Source organism: Enterobacter sp. WCHEn045836 (assembly GCF_003965585.1).
In the GTDB taxonomy this organism is placed as follows: Bacteria; Pseudomonadota; Gammaproteobacteria; order Enterobacterales; family Enterobacteriaceae; genus Enterobacter; species Enterobacter dissolvens.
Window position 1 is genome coordinate 223,266 of record NZ_RXPT01000005.1, and the last position, 15,760, is coordinate 239,025.

A 15,760-nucleotide genomic window follows, 5' to 3' on the forward strand; every position below is an offset into this window, starting at 1 on the left:
AAGATCACAATAAACCGATTTATGGCGGTTATGAAAGGTGGGCGGGAATAACGATCTGACGCGGCTCTGCGCGCCCGTTGATCTGCTCAATCAGCTGTGCGGCGGCCTGACGGCCGGACTCGGCGTAGCCCGGATCGACGGTGATGATCTCCGGGTGCAGGAACTTCATCAGCGGGGTACTGCCTACGCTGGCGACCTGCAGTTCGTCGATGCGCTGTTCCTGTAAATATTTACTCGCACCCAACGCCAGGGTATCGGTCGCGCACACCAGCGCGGTGGTCTGTGGGGTCAGCACGCTGGCGACCTGCTCATAGCCCTGCTTCATGCCAAGCCCGGGCAGGGAGGCCACGGCAGAGAGGTTGTGCTTTTTGCAAAACGCCAGATAGGCTTCATGACGGCGTTTGCCGGTGGTGACGTCCGCGTGCGGTACGCCAAGATAGCTGATATGGCGATGGCCTTTTTCGTACAGGCGCTGCATCAGGGTAATAATCGCCCCTTCATCGTCATAGCAGACGGACGCAAAGCCGTGGGCATCGCGTGCCAGCAAGACCAGCGAGGGTTGCCAGGGTTTGAGCATCTCCTCTTTAATGCCGGTAAAGCCAAACAGCACCACGCCGTCGATGTTGCGTCGCTCAAGCATCCCCAGATGCTCTTCCACCAGCTGTGGCGAGAACTGGCTCTCCATCATGATCGGATCGTAACCCTGCTCATAGAAGGCGGGCAGCATGGTCTGTACGGCGAGGTTTTCAGACAGGGAATCCAGACGCGAGACAATAATGGCGACCACTTTATCGCTCTGTCCGCGCATGGCGCGTGCGGAACGGGAAGGGGAAAACCCGTGCTGATTCATCACCGCCTCGACGCGCTCGCGCGTGCGTTCACTGACACCGCTCTCGTTGTTCAGCACGCGCGATACGGTGGATTTCCCCACGCCGCTTAAACGCGCAATGTCTTTAATCGTAAGGCGGTTTTGCATGCTGTATTCCCTGTAACAACGATAACGGTGTCAAATGAGCCTAATGCTATAGCGCTAATTCGCTATGGGCAAAGTCTGGTTTACGTTCGGTTTATTTGAGGGTGGGTATAATACCGCCCGACGCGCCGCTTAGGGTACGGTTAAATCCTTATACTGCGCGGCGTACCCCTTATTTTTACTTACCGGAGGCGACATGGATCCCGATCCCACACCTCTCCTGACCAGGAGAACCCTTTCTTTCCGGTAAGCCAGCCTTGTGCTGTCTCACCGGTGATGTGAGGCAGCAACGTTCTGAACGTTCCTGCTTGAAAATTTAAGTGCCTGTCAGGTACGGCTTTGCCACGCCTGCAGGAAAGACTGCATCCGCCCAGGCGGATGCGGGGGAATGACTATGTTTAAAAATATCACCCGGCAGCTACAGGCGCTGCTGAGCCGCCACCTGCCACACCGTCTGGTTCAGCGCGATCCGCTGCCAAACGGCAAAAATTTCTCCGGCGCCACTATTCCCGCCAGCCTGACCGAGCGCTGCCTCAACGTGGCGGCGATGGATGAGAACGAAGTCTGGCGCGCCTTTAACGGACACCCGGAAGGGCTGAACGCGGCTGAAGTGCAAAAAATCCGGGCCGTGCATGGCGACAACCTCATCCCGGCGCAAAAGCCAGCGCCGTGGTGGGTTCATCTGTGGATCTGCTACCGCAATCCCTTCAACCTGCTGCTGACCGTGCTGGGCATTATCTCTTACGCCACTGAAGATCTGTTTGCCGCGGGCGTTATCGCCCTGATGGTGGGGATCTCCACGCTGCTGAACTTTATTCAGGAAGCGCGCTCCACCAAAGCGGCGGATGCCCTGAAAGCGATGGTCAGCAACACCGCGACCGTGTCGCGCGTGATTAACGATCTGGGTGAAAACGCCTGGGTCGAACTGCCCATCGACCAGCTGGTGCCGGGCGATCTGGTGAAGCTCGCCGCCGGGGATATGATCCCGGCGGATTTACGCATCATCCAGGCGCGCGATCTGTTCGTGGCCCAGGCCTCGCTCACCGGGGAGTCTCTGCCGGTGGAAAAGGTGGCACGGACCCGCGACCCGCAGCAGATGAACCCGCTTGAGTGCGACACCCTGTGCTTTATGGGCACCACGGTGGTCAGCGGCACGGCGCAAGCGATTGTCACCGCCACCGGCGGCAATACCTGGTTTGGTCAGCTTGCCGGACGTGTGACGGAGCAGGAGAGCGAGCCGAATGCGTTCCAGAAAGGGATTGGCCGCGTCAGCATGCTGCTGATCCGCTTTATGATGGTGATGACGCCGATTGTGCTGCTGATCAACGGCTACACCAAAGGTGACTGGTGGGAAGCCGCGCTGTTTGCGCTCTCCGTTGCCGTGGGCTTAACGCCGGAAATGCTGCCGATGATTGTCACCTCCACCCTGGCGCGCGGGGCGGTGAAGTTGTCAAAACAGAAGGTGATCGTTAAACACCTCGACGCCATTCAGAACTTTGGCGCGATGGACATTCTCTGCACCGACAAAACCGGCACGCTAACGCAGGATAAAATCGTGCTGGAGAACCATACCGATATCGCCGGTAAAACCAGCGAACGCGTGCTGCACAGCGCCTGGCTGAACAGCCACTACCAGACCGGGCTGAAAAACCTGCTCGATGTCGCGGTGCTGGAAGGGGTGGATGAAGAGTCTGCCCGCTCACTCTCTGGCCGCTGGCAGAAGGTGGATGAGATCCCGTTCGATTTTGAGCGCCGCCGGATGTCGGTGGTGGTCAGCGAGCAGCCGGATGTGCACCAGCTGATCTGCAAAGGCGCGTTGCAGGAGATCCTCAATGTTTCCACCCAGGTGCGCTACAACGGCGACATCGTGCCGCTGGACGACACCATGCTGCGCCGCATCAAACGCGTCACGGATAACCTGAACCGTCAGGGGCTGCGGGTGGTGGCGGTGGCGAGCAAATTCCTGCCTGCGCGCGAGGGGGACTATCAGCGTATCGACGAATCCGATCTGATCCTCGAGGGTTATATCGCATTCCTCGATCCGCCGAAAGAGACCACCGCTCCGGCGCTTAAAGCGCTGAAGGCCAGCGGGATCACCGTGAAAATCCTTACCGGCGACAGCGAGCTGGTGGCTGCCAAAGTGTGCCACGACGTGGGGCTGGACGCGGGTGACGTGGTGGTAGGCAGCGATATCGAACACCTCAGTGACGACGAGCTGGCTCAGCTTGCCCGGCACACCACGCTGTTTGCCCGCCTGACGCCGATGCACAAAGAGCGTATTGTCACCCTGCTGCGTCGCGAGGGGCACGTGGTGGGCTTTATGGGCGACGGCATCAACGACGCGCCCGCGCTGCGTGCGGCGGATATCGGTATCTCCGTGGACGGGGCGGTGGACATCGCCCGCGAAGCGGCAGACATCATCCTGCTGGAAAAGAGCCTGATGGTGCTGGAAGAGGGGGTGATCGAAGGGCGTCGGACTTTTGCCAACATGCTGAAATACATCAAAATGACCGCCAGCTCCAACTTCGGTAACGTCTTCAGTGTGCTGGTGGCGAGCGCGTTTCTGCCGTTCCTGCCGATGCTGCCGCTGCATCTGCTGATCCAGAACCTGATGTACGATGTCTCACAGGTCGCCATCCCGTTTGATAACGTCGACGACGAGCAGATCCAGAAGCCGCAGCGCTGGAACCCGGCGGATCTGGGGCGTTTTATGCTCTTCTTTGGCCCGATCAGCTCCATCTTTGACATCCTGACCTTCTGCCTGATGTGGTTTGTGTTCCACGCCAATACGCCGGAACATCAGACCCTGTTCCAGTCCGGCTGGTTCGTGGTGGGGCTGCTGTCGCAAACGCTGATTGTGCATATGATCCGCACCCGTCGTATTCCGTTCATCCAGAGCCGTGCCGCCTGGCCGCTGATTGTGATGACGGGGATTGTGATGGCGCTCGGCATCGCGCTGCCGTTCTCACCGTTGGCCAGCTACCTGCAGCTGCAGGCCTTACCGCTGAGCTACTTCCCGTGGCTGGTGGCGATCCTCGCGGGCTATATGGTGCTGACGCAGATGGTGAAAGGGTTTTATGCGCGTCGGTATGGGTGGCAGTAAAAACATACCCTCTCCCCTTTGGGGAGAGGGGACTGGCTTTCCTCTCAAATTCAACAACCTGTGATCGCCGTCGGCGCATTCGCTTGACGACAAATTGAGCGCATGTTACCAGAATGTTTTGCCTGTATTTGGCCCGTCAGATAAGGAACATTCATGTTACGGTACAGCCTCTTAACCGCCGGGCTGCTGCTCGGCGCGTCAGCGTTTGCCGCCCCGGCAGGCGATCTTCCCCTGATGCCCTGGCCTGCGAAGGTTGAACGCCCGACCACTCAGGGCGCGCTGGTGCTCAATAATCAACTCTCCGTAAGCGTCAGCGGAGACGATCTCGGTGACGCCGTTAACCGCCTGCGCCAGCGCATTGCCCTGCAAACCGGCTGGACGCTGCAGCCGCAGGCCGACAAACCCGAAAAACCGACCATCCGCATTGCCATCGCCAAAAAAGTGAAGCCGCAGCCGCTGCCGGACAGCGACGAAAGCTATAAGCTGACGGTGGATGCCAACGGGGTGGATATCTCCGCCAACACCCGCTTCGGCGCGCTGCGTGCCATGGAAACGCTGCTCCAGCTGGTGCAAAACGGCGCGGAAAACACCTCTGTACCGTGGGTGACCATTGAAGATTCCCCGCGCTTCCCGTGGCGCGGGCTGTTGCTGGACTCGGCGCGCCACTTTATCCCGCTGGCGGATATCAAACGCCAGATCGACGGTATGGCCGCGGCAAAACTCAACGTGCTGCACTGGCATTTAACCGACGATCAGGGCTGGCGTTTCAGCTCAAAGCGCTATCCTAAGCTGACCCAGCTTGCCAGCGACGGGCTGTTCTACACGCCAGAGCAGATGCGCGAGATTGTCCGCTATGCTGCCGATCGCGGTGTCCGCGTCGTGCCGGAGATCGATATGCCAGGCCACGCCTCGGCCATTGCCGTGGCCTACCCGGCGCTGATGAGCGCGCCGGGGCCGTACGAAATGGAGCGCCACTGGGGAGTCTTAAAGCCGGTGCTGGATCCGACCAAAGAGGCCACTTACGCGTTTGCTGACGCGATGGTCAGCGAACTGGCGGCGATCTTCCCCGATCCTTATCTGCACATCGGTGGCGATGAGGTGGACGACAGCCAGTGGAAAGCGAATCCAGCCATTCAGCAGTTTATGCGCGACCACAAGCTGGCGGACAGCCACGCGCTGCAGGCGTATTTCAACCGCAAGCTGGAAACGATCCTTGAAAAACACCACCGGCAGATGGTGGGCTGGGATGAGATCTACCATCCCGATCTGCCCAAAAGCATTCTGATCCAGTCGTGGCAGGGGCAGGACGCGCTGGGACAGGTGGCGCAGAACGGCTACAAAGGGATCCTCTCGACGGGCTTCTATCTCGATCAGCCGCAGTCCACCGCTTACCACTACCGCAATGAGATCGTGCCGCAGGCCTTAAACGGCGTAGACGTGATTGCCGACACCGACAGCGCCCAGAGCTGGGCCTTCTCCATGCCGCGTCTGAAAGGCAAGCCGGTCGAAGGCAGCTTCACGCTGGTGAAAGGGGAGTCCGGCTGGCGCGGATTTATTGATTTTGCCGGCAAGTCCCGCCGCGCGGTGGATAACATTGCGTGGCGCGATGACAATCAGGTGACGTTTACCGTTGATACCTGGATGGGCGAAACGCGCCCGGTGGTGTCGGTTGATAACGATACGCTCACGGGGTATTTCCTGGTGGGGAACGTCCGCTACCCGATCAGCGGCACGCGTCTTGACGAGATCCCCAAGGGCACCCCGCCGGTAGTGCCGGATACCGCAAATCAGGCCAACCTCCTCGGCGGCGAAGCCGCGCTGTGGGCGGAAAACGTGGTCGCGCCGGTGCTGGATATCCGCCTGTGGCCGCGTACCTTTGCGGTGGCGGAGCGCCTGTGGTCCGCGCAGGACGTCAACGATGTCGACAACATGTACACCCGCCTGCAGGCAATGGACAGCTGGTCGATGGTCTCGGTCGGGCTGCAGCAGCACACCCAGCAGCAGGTGCAGTTCACGCGCCTTGCCGGGAATGCCGATACGCTGCCGCTGCAAATCCTCGCCCAGGCGGTGGAGCCTGCGCAGTATTACACCCGTCAGCACCTAAAATTCCAGGCCGGAAACTACCATCAGTTTGAGCCGCTCAACCGCTTCGCGGATGCGCTGAACGCCGAAAGCGCCACCGTGCGCCAGATGAACAAATGGGCCGACCGTCTGGTGAGCGACGCCGAGGATACCGAAAGTGCCGACGCGCTGCGCCATGTGTTTAACCGCTGGCAGAGCAATACCAGCGACGCGCTGGCACTGAGTGAAAACAGCTATCAGCTGAAGGCGATCAAGCCGGTGATTCAGGAGGTGGATAAGCTGGCCTCGATTGGCCTGAGGCTCACCGATCTGGTGGCGCGTCAGGGCACGCTGGACGATAAAGAGATCGCCTCGATTCAGAGTGAGCTGGATAACGCGGCGAAGGTTCAGGACGAAGTGGTGATTGCGGCGGTGTACCCGCTGGAGACGCTGCTGCGCGCGACGCGGAATCAGTAACCCTCTCCCAGGGGGAGAGGGAATTTATACACCCTCTCCCTTTGGGAGAGGGCCGGGGTGAGGGAATCAGACGACTCAGTGCTTAAGCACCCACGCCTCTTTCCAGTGTGAACCTGTGCCCGGCTCAAACTGGGTCGCATACTTGCTCCACTGCACGCAGTAGCCGCTGTACGGGAAAGGCTTACACTGGTAGGTCTTACCGTCTTTTGGCTGCAGCACCACGGTGCCCGCTTTGTACGACGCGATGTTATCCGGGAAGATGTAGTCATGCTGACCGGTGCTGTTGTCCGCCGCGGCTTCCTCTTCCAGCATCAGGTTCAGCACATCCTGCGCAAACAGCGTGCCGTCTTTATTGGTGGCGTAGTACTTCAGCATGTGGTGACCCGCCTCAACGCCGGTCAGCGTCAGGGTGACGTCCTGATTAGCGTTGTTCATCTCCTGCTTCAGATACCCTTTTTCCGCCCCGTGATGGTTCATGACGTGGGCTTCGAAATCGACGTTACCGTGGGTATTCACATGGAAGGTGACGGTCGCATTGCCGTTCTCGATTTTGCTGTAGTGCAAATTGCTGACGGCGATGGTTTCGTTGACCTCCTCCTTCTGCTCTTCGTACGAAATCGCAACGGACTGCAGGGCGCTGCCCTCTTTGACGAATACGCTGTTCGCGCCATGGACCGGGCTAATCTCGCCACCCTCATCCTTCACCCCGACGCGAATGTCCTGGTGCGCGGTGTTAATTTTCTGCGCCAGATCGTACGACCACTGGTTGGCATCCGCCTGCGCGGCCGTGGCGATCGTCATTTCCGTGCGCAGGGACGTCACTTCACCGTGCGCATCGAAGAAGCGAGCAATGACCTTATCGCCGACGTTCAGGTTATTTCCCGCAATCTGGCCGCTGAGGACTTTGCTCCACTCTGATTCAATGCCGGCACCGTCATCCGGGGTAACATTGCCGCCGTTACCGAAATCAACGTCAATGGCCTGGTAGAAACTGTTCGAGGTATCCGCTATTTCCCAGACGCCATAAATCACCTGGTAACCCGTTCGCGCAGGTACATTACAGGTCATGGCTTTCCGCATCGCGGGGGCCTGGCCATTTCCATTCACGGTACAGAACGGGGTTAATTCAAACTGATCGCGGGTCAGGGGTTTATTCGGATCCCAGTTTTGTTTGGTGATGTAGTAACGCCAGTTGGTGGTTTTGTGCGGCGCGGTGTGATACCAGACAAACTCATGTGGGCCGGCAGTCATGGGGCTTTTCGTCCACGCGTTCAGGCTCTGTTTATCCAGCTGGGAGTAATTCGCAATCCCCGCGCTGGCAAGCTGGCCGTCTGGCGGCATCGCACCGCCCGGGAAGCCGGAGGTTTTCTCCACGCTCTGCGGTTCATACTGAACGGAGCCACAGTCAATGTTTTGACCGAGCTTGCACATATAAGCGCGGCTGGCAGGGGATTCAATATATCCGTGCGCTAAAGCGGATGAGGCAACGGTCAGGGTCGCCATCGCAAGGGCAATCTTTGATAATTTCATTGTTAGTCCATTAATAATAAATACGCAGGGTGATGTTATTAATGGCGGGTGGGGAAGGTCATGCTGTGGTGAGAGGAAAAATAACCAAAAAAAATGGACAGCCGAAGCTGCCCATTCTCTGCTGCTATCAATCAGCGACGTACGGCAATCGCTTCGATTTCAATTTTCACGTCTTTTGGCAGACGAGCCACTTCCACGCAGGAGCGCGCCGGGAAAGAGGCGTTATGCTCGGTGAAGAACGCTTCGTAAGTGGCGTTAACGGTGGCGAAATCGTTCAGATCTTTCACGAAAACGGTGGTTTTCACGATGTCGCCCACTTTCAGGCCTGCGGATTCCACGATCGCCTGCACGTTTTCCAGCGACTGACGCGCCTGCGCCGCTACGTCGGCTGGCACTTCACCGGTCTTCGGGTTCACCGGGATCTGGCCAGAGGTAATAATCATGCTACCCAGATCAACGCCCTGAACGTATGGGCCGATAGCCGCTGGTGCATTTTCCGTCGCGAGTACTTTGGTCATGATTTCTCCAGAATAACAGCTGATTTAAGAGTCCCGGCCATTATAGGGAGGCCGGGATCCTTTACCAACCTCAATTAGTTGGCCAGCACCACATAATGAGAAAACTCTTTTTCGCAGTATTTGCATTTGAGTGCGATGTCATCGGCGCGTTTTTTCACTGCGAAGCTGGAGGAAACCGGCTCCGCGTGGCTGATGCAGTTGCTGTTCGGGCAAACCAGCACGCTCTCAATTCGCTCCGGCAGGCTTGGGCGTGATTTACCCACCACGTCGTAATCGTCGATGCGGTTCACCGTGGCGTCCGGCGCGTACAGCGACAGCTGGTTAACCTGCTCGTCGGTCAGGAAGGTATTCTCGATCTTGATCAGGTCCTTGCGGCCCATTTCGCCTGACGGCAGGTTCAGGCCAATGGTGATGCGCTGGTCGGTTTCGGTCAGTTTGAACAGCGTCAGCAGCTTAAAACCAACCTGCGCAGGGATGTGGTCAATCACGGTGCCACGTTTGATGGCTTCAACCTGGAGTTTGTTATCGTGTGTCATTGTCGTTTCCCCTTACAGAGCCAATTCGCGATTCAGAACCAGTGCCAGTAACGCCTGGCGGGCGAAGATGCCGTTTCCGGCCTGCTGGAAGTACCAAGCGTGCGGCGTTTTATCCACGTCTGTGGTGATCTCATCGATGCGTGGCAGCGGGTGCAGCACCTTCATGTTGTCGCGCGCGCCCTCGAGGTCGCTGGCGCGCAGCACAAACTGCGCCTTCACGTTGGCGTACTCGGACGGATCCAGACGCTCTTTCTGCACGCGGGTCATATACAGAATATCCACGTTGCCCATCACCTCTTCGATGCTGGCGTGCAGGCTCCACGGGATGCCTTTTTCGTCCAGCATGTCGAGAATGTACTGCGGCATCGCCAGCGCGTCCGGGGCGATGAAGAAGAAGCGGTTGCCGTTGAATTTCGCCAGCGCCTGGGTCAGGGAGTGAACCGTGCGGCCATATTTCAGGTCGCCGACCATGGCGATGTTCAGGTTTTCCAGACGGCCCTGGGTCTCCTGAATGGTGAACAGATCCAGCAGGGTTTGCGTCGGGTGCTGGTTGGCGCCGTCACCGGCGTTCAGCACCGGGATACCGCCGGAGAACTCGGTCGCCAGACGGGCCGCGCCCTCCTGCGGGTGGCGCATTACAATCGCGTCAACGTAGGTGCTGATCACTGAAATGGTGTCCGCCAGGGTTTCGCCTTTTTTACCCAGCGACGTGTTGCTGCTGTCTGAGAAGCCCACCACGCTCGCGCCCAGGCGGTGCATGGAGGTTTCAAAGGAGAGGCGGGTGCGGGTCGAGGCTTCAAAGAAGCAGCTCGCAATCACCTTGTGCTTCAGCAGCTCCGGTTGCGGATTGGCCTTCAGTTTTGCCGCGGTTTCCAGAACCAGTTCCAGCTCTTCGCGGCTGAGGTCGTTTATGGAAATGATGTGTTTTTGATAAAGCGGATTCATGTTTATCTCCTGACGCCGGGCAAAAAAAAGCCCCTCAAATGAGGGGCTCTGGGAATAGGTTTAGCAACGGGAAGAAAAACGGCAGGCCAGCGTCTGATTTCAGACGCGGTAAGACGTTATGTCGAACACGCTTGACCATGCTTCCTCCCGGCAAATTGTCGGGCATTATACGCACCCCGATGTCCGGATCAAGCAATTTAATGCACGCTTTACTCAATGCAAACGGTTCTTTATGAATATTAATGCGTTCTGAGTAAATAATTAATTTGCTTATGCACCAGCGCGGTACGCTTCACCACCCGGGGGGCGACCCAGACAATACTGCTTCCGGCAACCACGCCTAAAATTTCCGGTAACTGGTGATAATCCAGAATGCGCGCCACCGCGCGGCCATATCCGGCCACGGTATGAATAAGGATAAATTCGCTATTATGCTCCACGCTGACCACCATTTCGGAAACGGTACGCGCGGCGTCGGGGGCAGGGCGCAGAAGAGGATTCAACGAATAAATCTTTAGCCCTTTGGCATTTCGAATTTTTATGACACCAAGCAACTTGAGCAGACGTGAAACGGTGGACTGGCTGATGGTCTCAAAACCACGCTCCTGCAAATCGCGGCGAATCTCTTCCTGGGAGAGATAGCTCTTTTCCGCGATCAGACGCTGGCACACCGTAAGCTGCAGTTGCTCTTTGGGAGAGTACTCTTCGTAATCCATCATAGTTCCCATATTAGTTCCCGAAATAACCGGTGGCACCGCACCGATCCGTAGGCCGGATAAGCGCAGCGCCATCCGGCAAATTACAACAATGCCCCCAGACTTAACGCCACCATGATCACCACCGTCAGGATCGCCAGCAGCGGCGCCACCCATTTCAGGTAGCGCACGTAGGGCACGCGGGCGATAGCCAGCCCGCCCATAACCACCGCGGAGGTGGGCGTCACCAGGTTAACGATACCGGAGGCTGACTGGTAAGCCGTGACTACCAGGTCGCGGTTGACGTTAGCGAAATCGGCAAGCGGTGCCATGATCGGCATCGTCAGAACGGCCAGGCCGGATGAAGAAGGCACAAGAAACGACAGCACCACCTCCAGCCAGTACATCACGTTGATAAACGCCACCGTGGACAACCCGCTGACCAGCCCTTCCGCGCTGTGTAAAATGGTGTGGGTAATCATGCCCTTATCCATGATGACTACGATACCGCGGGCAATGCCGATAATCAGCGCGACGCCCAGCAAATCTCGTGCGCCGTTGATAAACGTTGAGGTCAGCTCCTCTTCACTCATTCGGGCGATCAGGCCGACGATAATGGCGCTGGCGAGAAACACCGCCGAGATCTCCGCCATCCACCAGCCCAGCACCGCCACGCCGTAAATCATCACCGCGAAGGCGAGGGCGAAAATCACCAGGATGATTTTGCGCACCGGGGTAAATTCCAGCGACTGTTCCCCCTTGTTGCCAAGGAAATGGGCGCGGTTCTCTTCCTGTTTGTCTGCGACGATGGAGAGAGACGGGTCCTGGCGTACCTTACGGGCGTAACGCATTACCCACGCCACGCAGATGATCCAGCCGATGACCAGCAGCGCCACGCGCAGGGCGATCCCGTTGGTGAAGGGGATCCCGGCGGCGTTGGCGGCGATCACCGTGGCGAAAGGGTTGATGGTGGAGCCGAGCGTGCCGATACCCGCGCCGAGCAACACGGTGGAGGCCGCGACAACCGGATCAAAACGGGCGGCCAGCATTACCGGTACCAGCAGGGTGTAGAACGGCAGTGACTCTTCGGCCATGCCGTAGATGGTGCCGCCTGCGGCGAACAGCGCCATCAGGATCGGGATCATCCACTCTTCACGCCCGCGTAATCGCGTGGTGACGCGCTCGATCCCGGCGTCGATCGCCCCGGTTTTAGTGACGATCCCGAGAAATCCCCCGATGATCAGGATAAACAGCGCCACGTCGATCGCCCCGGCCTGGCCGGACTCCGGATCGTACAGCCCGGCAATGGGAGCCATCAGGACGGAAACCAGCCCCTGCGGGTGGGCCGCCACGTGCGCGTAGGTTCCGGCAACCGGCACATCCTTGCCGAGCGCCTCGTTCATTGCCATATGGTACTGCCCGGCCGGAATAATCCATGTCAGCACGGCCACAACGGCAATCAGAAAAAAGAGAATGGTGTAAGCGGAGGGAAACTTAAACTTGCCCATGATGTTCTCCTGAACCCCGGCGCACCCCGTGGCGCGCCGGGCGGTGATTAGTCGCCGAGTGTCGCCACCATGACGGCTTTTATGGTGTGCATACGGTTTTCTGCTTCGTCGAAGACAATAGAGTTTGGTGATTCAAAGACCTCTTCCGTCACCTCCAGCCCTTTCAGGCCGTAAGCCATCTCAATTTCGCGGCCCACTTTGGTGTGTTCGTTGTGAAACGCCGGCAGGCAGTGCATAAACTTGACGTTCGGGTTGCCGGTGGCCTTCATCACCTGCGCATTGATTTGATACGGCTTCATCAGGCTGACGCGCTCGGCCCAGGCTTCCTTCGGCTCGCCCATGGAGACCCACACGTCGGTGTAGAGGAAATCGGCCCCCTGCACGCCTTCTTCCACGTCGTCGGTAAGGGTGATGCGTGCGCCCGTTTCTTTGGCGATGGCGCGGCATTGCTCAACCAGCCCCGCTTCCGGCCAGAAGGACTTTGGTGCCACCAGGCGAATATCCATCCCCATCTTGGCCGCGCCGACCATCAGCGAGTTGCCCATGTTGTTGCGCGCGTCGCCCAGATAGGCAAAGCTCAGCTCCGGCAGGGTTTTGCCCGGCGAGTGCTCCAGCATGGTCATCAGATCGGCGAGGATTTGGGTGGGGTGGAACTCGTCAGTCAGGCCATTCCACACCGGCACACCCGCGTACTCGCCCAGCTCTTCGACGATGGCCTGGCCGTAACCGCGATATTCGATGCCGTCATACATGCGGCCCAGCACGCGGGCGGTGTCTTTCATCGACTCTTTATGGCCAATCTGCGAGCCGCTTGGGCCGAGATAGGTGACCTGTGCGCCCTGGTCAAACGCGCCCACTTCAAAGGCGCAGCGGGTACGGGTGGACGTTTTTTCAAAGATCAGGGCGATGTTTTTCCCGACCAGGGTTTGCTTCTCACGTCCGGCTTTTTTGGCGGCTTTCAGTTCGATGGCGAGGTCAATCAGGTACTGGATCTCTGCCGGGGTGTAGTCCAGCAGTTTGAGGAAGTTGCGGTTTTTCAGGTTGATGGTCATGGGTAAATCCTTTTTAAAATTTAGCTGTCTGGTGCCCTCACCCCGGCCCTCTCCCACGGGGAGAGGGAGAGTCGGGTGAGGGGAAAACGACTCAGTTACGAATCAACGTGCCTTTCTCGCCCGCGAGGATCTCCGCGCCGTCAGCCAGCGCGCCGATCCCGGCAATCCCGTTGCAGGCCTCAACAAACTCGCGGCAGGCAGCCACTTTCGGCCCCATCGAGCCGGCGTCGAACGCCATGCCCTTGAGCAGTTCCGGCGTCACCTGCGCCAGCGGGCGCTGGGTTGGTTTGCCCCAGTCGAGGTACACCGCGTCGGCGTCGGTGAGGATCAGCAGGGCATCCGCCTCAATCTGGCGCGCCAGCAGGGCGGCGGAGAGGTCTTTGTCGATCACCGCCTCAATGCCGTGATAGCCGTTGGCGTTTTCCACCACCGGCACGCCGCCGCCGCCGTTGCAGATCACCAGGTGGTCGCGCTGGATCAGCGCCGCGATGGCATCGCTCTCAACGATGCGTTTCGGTTGCGGAGAGGGCACCACGCGGCGGAAGTAGCTGCCGTCGGCCCTGAACACCCAGCCTTTTTCCGCCTGTAGCGTTTTTGCCTGGGCTTCGCTGTAGACCGGGCCGATGTACTTGGTCGGGTTGCTGAAGGCCGGGTCGTCGGCGTCCACCTCCACCTGAGTGAGCAGGACGCTCACCTCGCGCTGGGGCAGGCTGTTTTTTAGCGCCTGCTGGAGCATGTAGCCGATCATCCCCTGGCTTTCGGCGCCGAGAACGTCCAGCGGGTAGGGGGCGACTTTGTCGTAGGCGCTGTTCTGCAACGCCAGCAGCCCGACCTGCGGCCCGTTGCCGTGCACCAGTACCACGCGCCACTGTTCCGTCAGCCCGGCGATGGTGTGGGCCGCGAGGTCGATGTTTTTACGCTGGATCTCGGCTTCCAGCGGTTCGCCGCGTTTGAGCAGCGCGTTGCCGCCCAGGGCCACAACCAGAGTGGGTTTTCGTTCCATAGTGGCTCCTTTAAATTCCGTCGCGTTCCAGTGGGCAGCTCATGCAGCGCGCGCCGCCGCGACCGCGTCCCAGCTCGTCGCCCGGGATTGGCAGCACGGTGATCCCCGCTTTGTCGTATTTCTCGTTGGTCCAGACGTTGCGCTCGTAGCCAATCACCACGCCCGGGCGGATGGTGAGCACGTTATTGGCGTCATTCCACTGCTCGCGCTCGGCTTCAAAGGCGTCGCCGCCGGTGGTGATCAGGCGTACCTGATTAATGCCGAGCGCTTTCTCGATGGCGTGCAGCAGGTCGGTTTCCTGGGTGCGCAGCAGGCCGCCGCGTCCGTCCGGGGTGAGCGTCCAGCACTGGGCGTCTTTACGCACCACTTCCGGGTAGACGGAGAACGTGTCCACGTCGATGTGGGTCATGACGGTGTCGAGGTGCATGCAGGAGCGGTGTTTTGGCAGCTCAACGGCAATCACGCGCTCGGCCTGGCGATGTTTAAACAGGCTGTTAGCGAGGAACTCTACGCCCTGCGGGGTGGTGCGTTCAGACATGCCAATTAATACCGCGCCGCGGCCAATCACTAATACGTCGCCGCCTTCCAGGGTGGCGTGGTCGTAATTAATATTCTCGTCGCCGAAATACTTAATAAATTCGCCATCGGCGAATGCCGGGTGCCAGCGATATATGGCTCGCAGGTTATTGGTTTCACGCTGGCGGGCCGGTTTGGCCATCGGGTTAATGGAGACGCCGTTATAGATCCAGCACGAGGTATCGCGGGTAAATAAATGGTTTGGCAGCGGCTTCATAATAAAATCATTCGCCGTATGGGTATCTACCACCATATTTTTAATCGCCGCCGGAATTTCACCGTAGGTTAATCCGCCGCTCAGTCTGCGCGCCAGTTCCCGGTGCGGCATATCCGCCAGCCAGCCGCGCACGTCGCTGGCAAAGGTTGGGCCGAGACGGTAGTCGGAGATTTGCGTCTCCAGAAGCCAGGCCTTCGCCTCTGCAATATCAAGGGTTTGTGTCAGAAGGTCGGTCAACAGCAGGACTTCCACACCCTGCTCGCGCAGCGTGTTTGCGAAAATGTCATGCTCCTCACCCGCCCGCTCAACCGAGAGCACATCATCAAATAGCAGCTCCTGACAGTTTGATGGGGTTAAGCGTTTAAGACTTAAATTAGGGCGGTGCAGCATCACGCTACGCAATTGACCAATTTCAGAACCGACATAATGCTTTTCCATAATTATTCCTTTAACTGTTTTTCAGAATAAAAAGGGCATGCGCCATATTCGTGTAATGATATGGCGGCTAAGCTCAATTGATTTCGTGGTCAATAGTAGGCGCTTAAATAAACCGTATTGTGACGTTG

The 15,760-nt window shown here is 58.5% G+C and carries 13 protein-coding genes; 2 read left to right on the forward strand and 11 right to left on the reverse strand.

The annotated features are described in order from the left end of the window. Positions 1–28: 28 nt before the first annotated feature. On the reverse strand, positions 29–976 hold the full coding sequence (gene treR, locus EKN38_RS08840; RefSeq protein WP_014830453.1) for a trehalose operon repressor TreR: 948 nt from the start codon (positions 974–976) through the stop codon (positions 29–31). A gap of 391 nt (positions 977–1,367) precedes the next feature. On the opposite strand from treR, the gene mgtA reads away from it, so the two are divergent. Both mgtA and EKN38_RS08850 read left to right on the forward strand, forming a co-directional pair. Beyond that, the gene (mgtA, locus tag EKN38_RS08845) at positions 1,368–4,076 is read left to right on the forward strand and encodes a magnesium-translocating P-type ATPase (protein WP_014830454.1); all 2,709 of its coding nucleotides are present in this window, start codon (positions 1,368–1,370) and stop codon (positions 4,074–4,076) included. Positions 4,077–4,229: 153 nt separating this feature from the next. After that, the gene (locus EKN38_RS08850) at positions 4,230–6,614 is read left to right on the forward strand and encodes a beta-N-acetylhexosaminidase (RefSeq protein WP_014830455.1); all 2,385 of its coding nucleotides are present in this window, start codon (positions 4,230–4,232) and stop codon (positions 6,612–6,614) included. Positions 6,615–6,689: 75 nt separating this feature from the next. On the opposite strand, the gene gbpA is transcribed toward EKN38_RS08850, so the two are convergent. From gbpA to arcA, 10 genes are all read right to left on the reverse strand, one after another. Beyond that, positions 6,690–8,144, reverse strand: coding sequence for an N-acetylglucosamine-binding protein GbpA (gene gbpA / locus EKN38_RS08855; protein WP_014830456.1), 1,455 nt, complete (start codon positions 8,142–8,144; stop codon positions 6,690–6,692). 131 nt (positions 8,145–8,275) lie between these two features. Next, positions 8,276–8,662, reverse strand: a complete 387-nt coding sequence (gene ridA / locus EKN38_RS08860) for a 2-iminobutanoate/2-iminopropanoate deaminase (RefSeq protein WP_006810315.1) — start codon at positions 8,660–8,662, stop codon at positions 8,276–8,278. A 74-nt stretch (positions 8,663–8,736) separates the two neighbouring features. After that, positions 8,737–9,198 carry an aspartate carbamoyltransferase regulatory subunit gene (gene pyrI / locus EKN38_RS08865; RefSeq protein ID WP_014830457.1) on the reverse strand — a complete coding sequence of 154 codons (462 nt, stop codon included), beginning with the start codon at positions 9,196–9,198 and terminating at the stop codon, positions 8,737–8,739. Positions 9,199–9,210: 12 nt separating this feature from the next. After that, entirely contained in the window at positions 9,211–10,143 is a 933-nt protein-coding gene (gene pyrB, locus EKN38_RS08870) for an aspartate carbamoyltransferase (protein WP_014830458.1), read from the reverse strand. 34 nt (positions 10,144–10,177) lie between these two features. After that, entirely contained in the window at positions 10,178–10,282 is a 105-nt protein-coding gene (locus EKN38_RS08875; protein WP_022646880.1) for a pyrBI operon leader peptide, read from the reverse strand. Positions 10,283–10,382: 100 nt separating this feature from the next. Beyond that, on the reverse strand, positions 10,383–10,862 hold the full coding sequence (locus EKN38_RS08880) for an arginine repressor (RefSeq protein ID WP_043951733.1): 480 nt from the start codon (positions 10,860–10,862) through the stop codon (positions 10,383–10,385). Between the two features lie 80 nt (positions 10,863–10,942). Then, entirely contained in the window at positions 10,943–12,346 is a 1,404-nt protein-coding gene (locus EKN38_RS08885; RefSeq protein ID WP_014830460.1) for a YfcC family protein, read from the reverse strand. Between the two features lie 47 nt (positions 12,347–12,393). Further along, positions 12,394–13,398, reverse strand: a complete 1,005-nt coding sequence (argF, locus tag EKN38_RS08890; RefSeq protein ID WP_013095369.1) for an ornithine carbamoyltransferase — start codon at positions 13,396–13,398, stop codon at positions 12,394–12,396. A gap of 91 nt (positions 13,399–13,489) precedes the next feature. Then, the gene (locus EKN38_RS08895; protein WP_014830462.1) at positions 13,490–14,401 is read right to left on the reverse strand and encodes a carbamate kinase; all 912 of its coding nucleotides are present in this window, start codon (positions 14,399–14,401) and stop codon (positions 13,490–13,492) included. A gap of 10 nt (positions 14,402–14,411) precedes the next feature. Continuing rightward, positions 14,412–15,632 (reverse strand): arginine deiminase, encoded by a 1,221-nt coding sequence (arcA, locus tag EKN38_RS08900; RefSeq protein ID WP_013095371.1) that lies wholly within the window; start codon positions 15,630–15,632, stop codon positions 14,412–14,414. Between the last annotated feature and the right edge of the window lie 128 nt (positions 15,633–15,760).

Bases quoted from the DNA above. Each gene is read 5' to 3' on its own strand.
- treR (WP_014830453.1), bottom strand. From the start codon at position 976: ATGCAAAACCGCCTTACGATTAAAGACATTGCGCGTTTAAGCGGCGTG.
- mgtA (WP_014830454.1), top strand. From the start codon at position 1,368: ATGTTTAAAAATATCACCCGGCAGCTACAGGCGCTGCTGAGCCGCCAC.
- EKN38_RS08850 (WP_014830455.1), top strand. From the start codon at position 4,230: ATGTTACGGTACAGCCTCTTAACCGCCGGGCTGCTGCTCGGCGCGTCA.
- gbpA (WP_014830456.1), bottom strand. From the start codon at position 8,144: ATGAAATTATCAAAGATTGCCCTTGCGATGGCGACCCTGACCGTTGCC.
- ridA (WP_006810315.1), bottom strand. From the start codon at position 8,662: ATGACCAAAGTACTCGCGACGGAAAATGCACCAGCGGCTATCGGCCCA.
- pyrI (WP_014830457.1), bottom strand. From the start codon at position 9,198: ATGACACACGATAACAAACTCCAGGTTGAAGCCATCAAACGTGGCACC.
- pyrB (WP_014830458.1), bottom strand. From the start codon at position 10,143: ATGAATCCGCTTTATCAAAAACACATCATTTCCATAAACGACCTCAGC.
- EKN38_RS08875 (WP_022646880.1), bottom strand. From the start codon at position 10,282: ATGGTCAAGCGTGTTCGACATAACGTCTTACCGCGTCTGAAATCAGAC.
- EKN38_RS08880 (WP_043951733.1), bottom strand. From the start codon at position 10,862: ATGATGGATTACGAAGAGTACTCTCCCAAAGAGCAACTGCAGCTTACG.
- EKN38_RS08885 (WP_014830460.1), bottom strand. From the start codon at position 12,346: ATGGGCAAGTTTAAGTTTCCCTCCGCTTACACCATTCTCTTTTTTCTG.
- argF (WP_013095369.1), bottom strand. From the start codon at position 13,398: ATGACCATCAACCTGAAAAACCGCAACTTCCTCAAACTGCTGGACTAC.
- EKN38_RS08895 (WP_014830462.1), bottom strand. From the start codon at position 14,401: ATGGAACGAAAACCCACTCTGGTTGTGGCCCTGGGCGGCAACGCGCTG.
- arcA (WP_013095371.1), bottom strand. From the start codon at position 15,632: ATGGAAAAGCATTATGTCGGTTCTGAAATTGGTCAATTGCGTAGCGTG.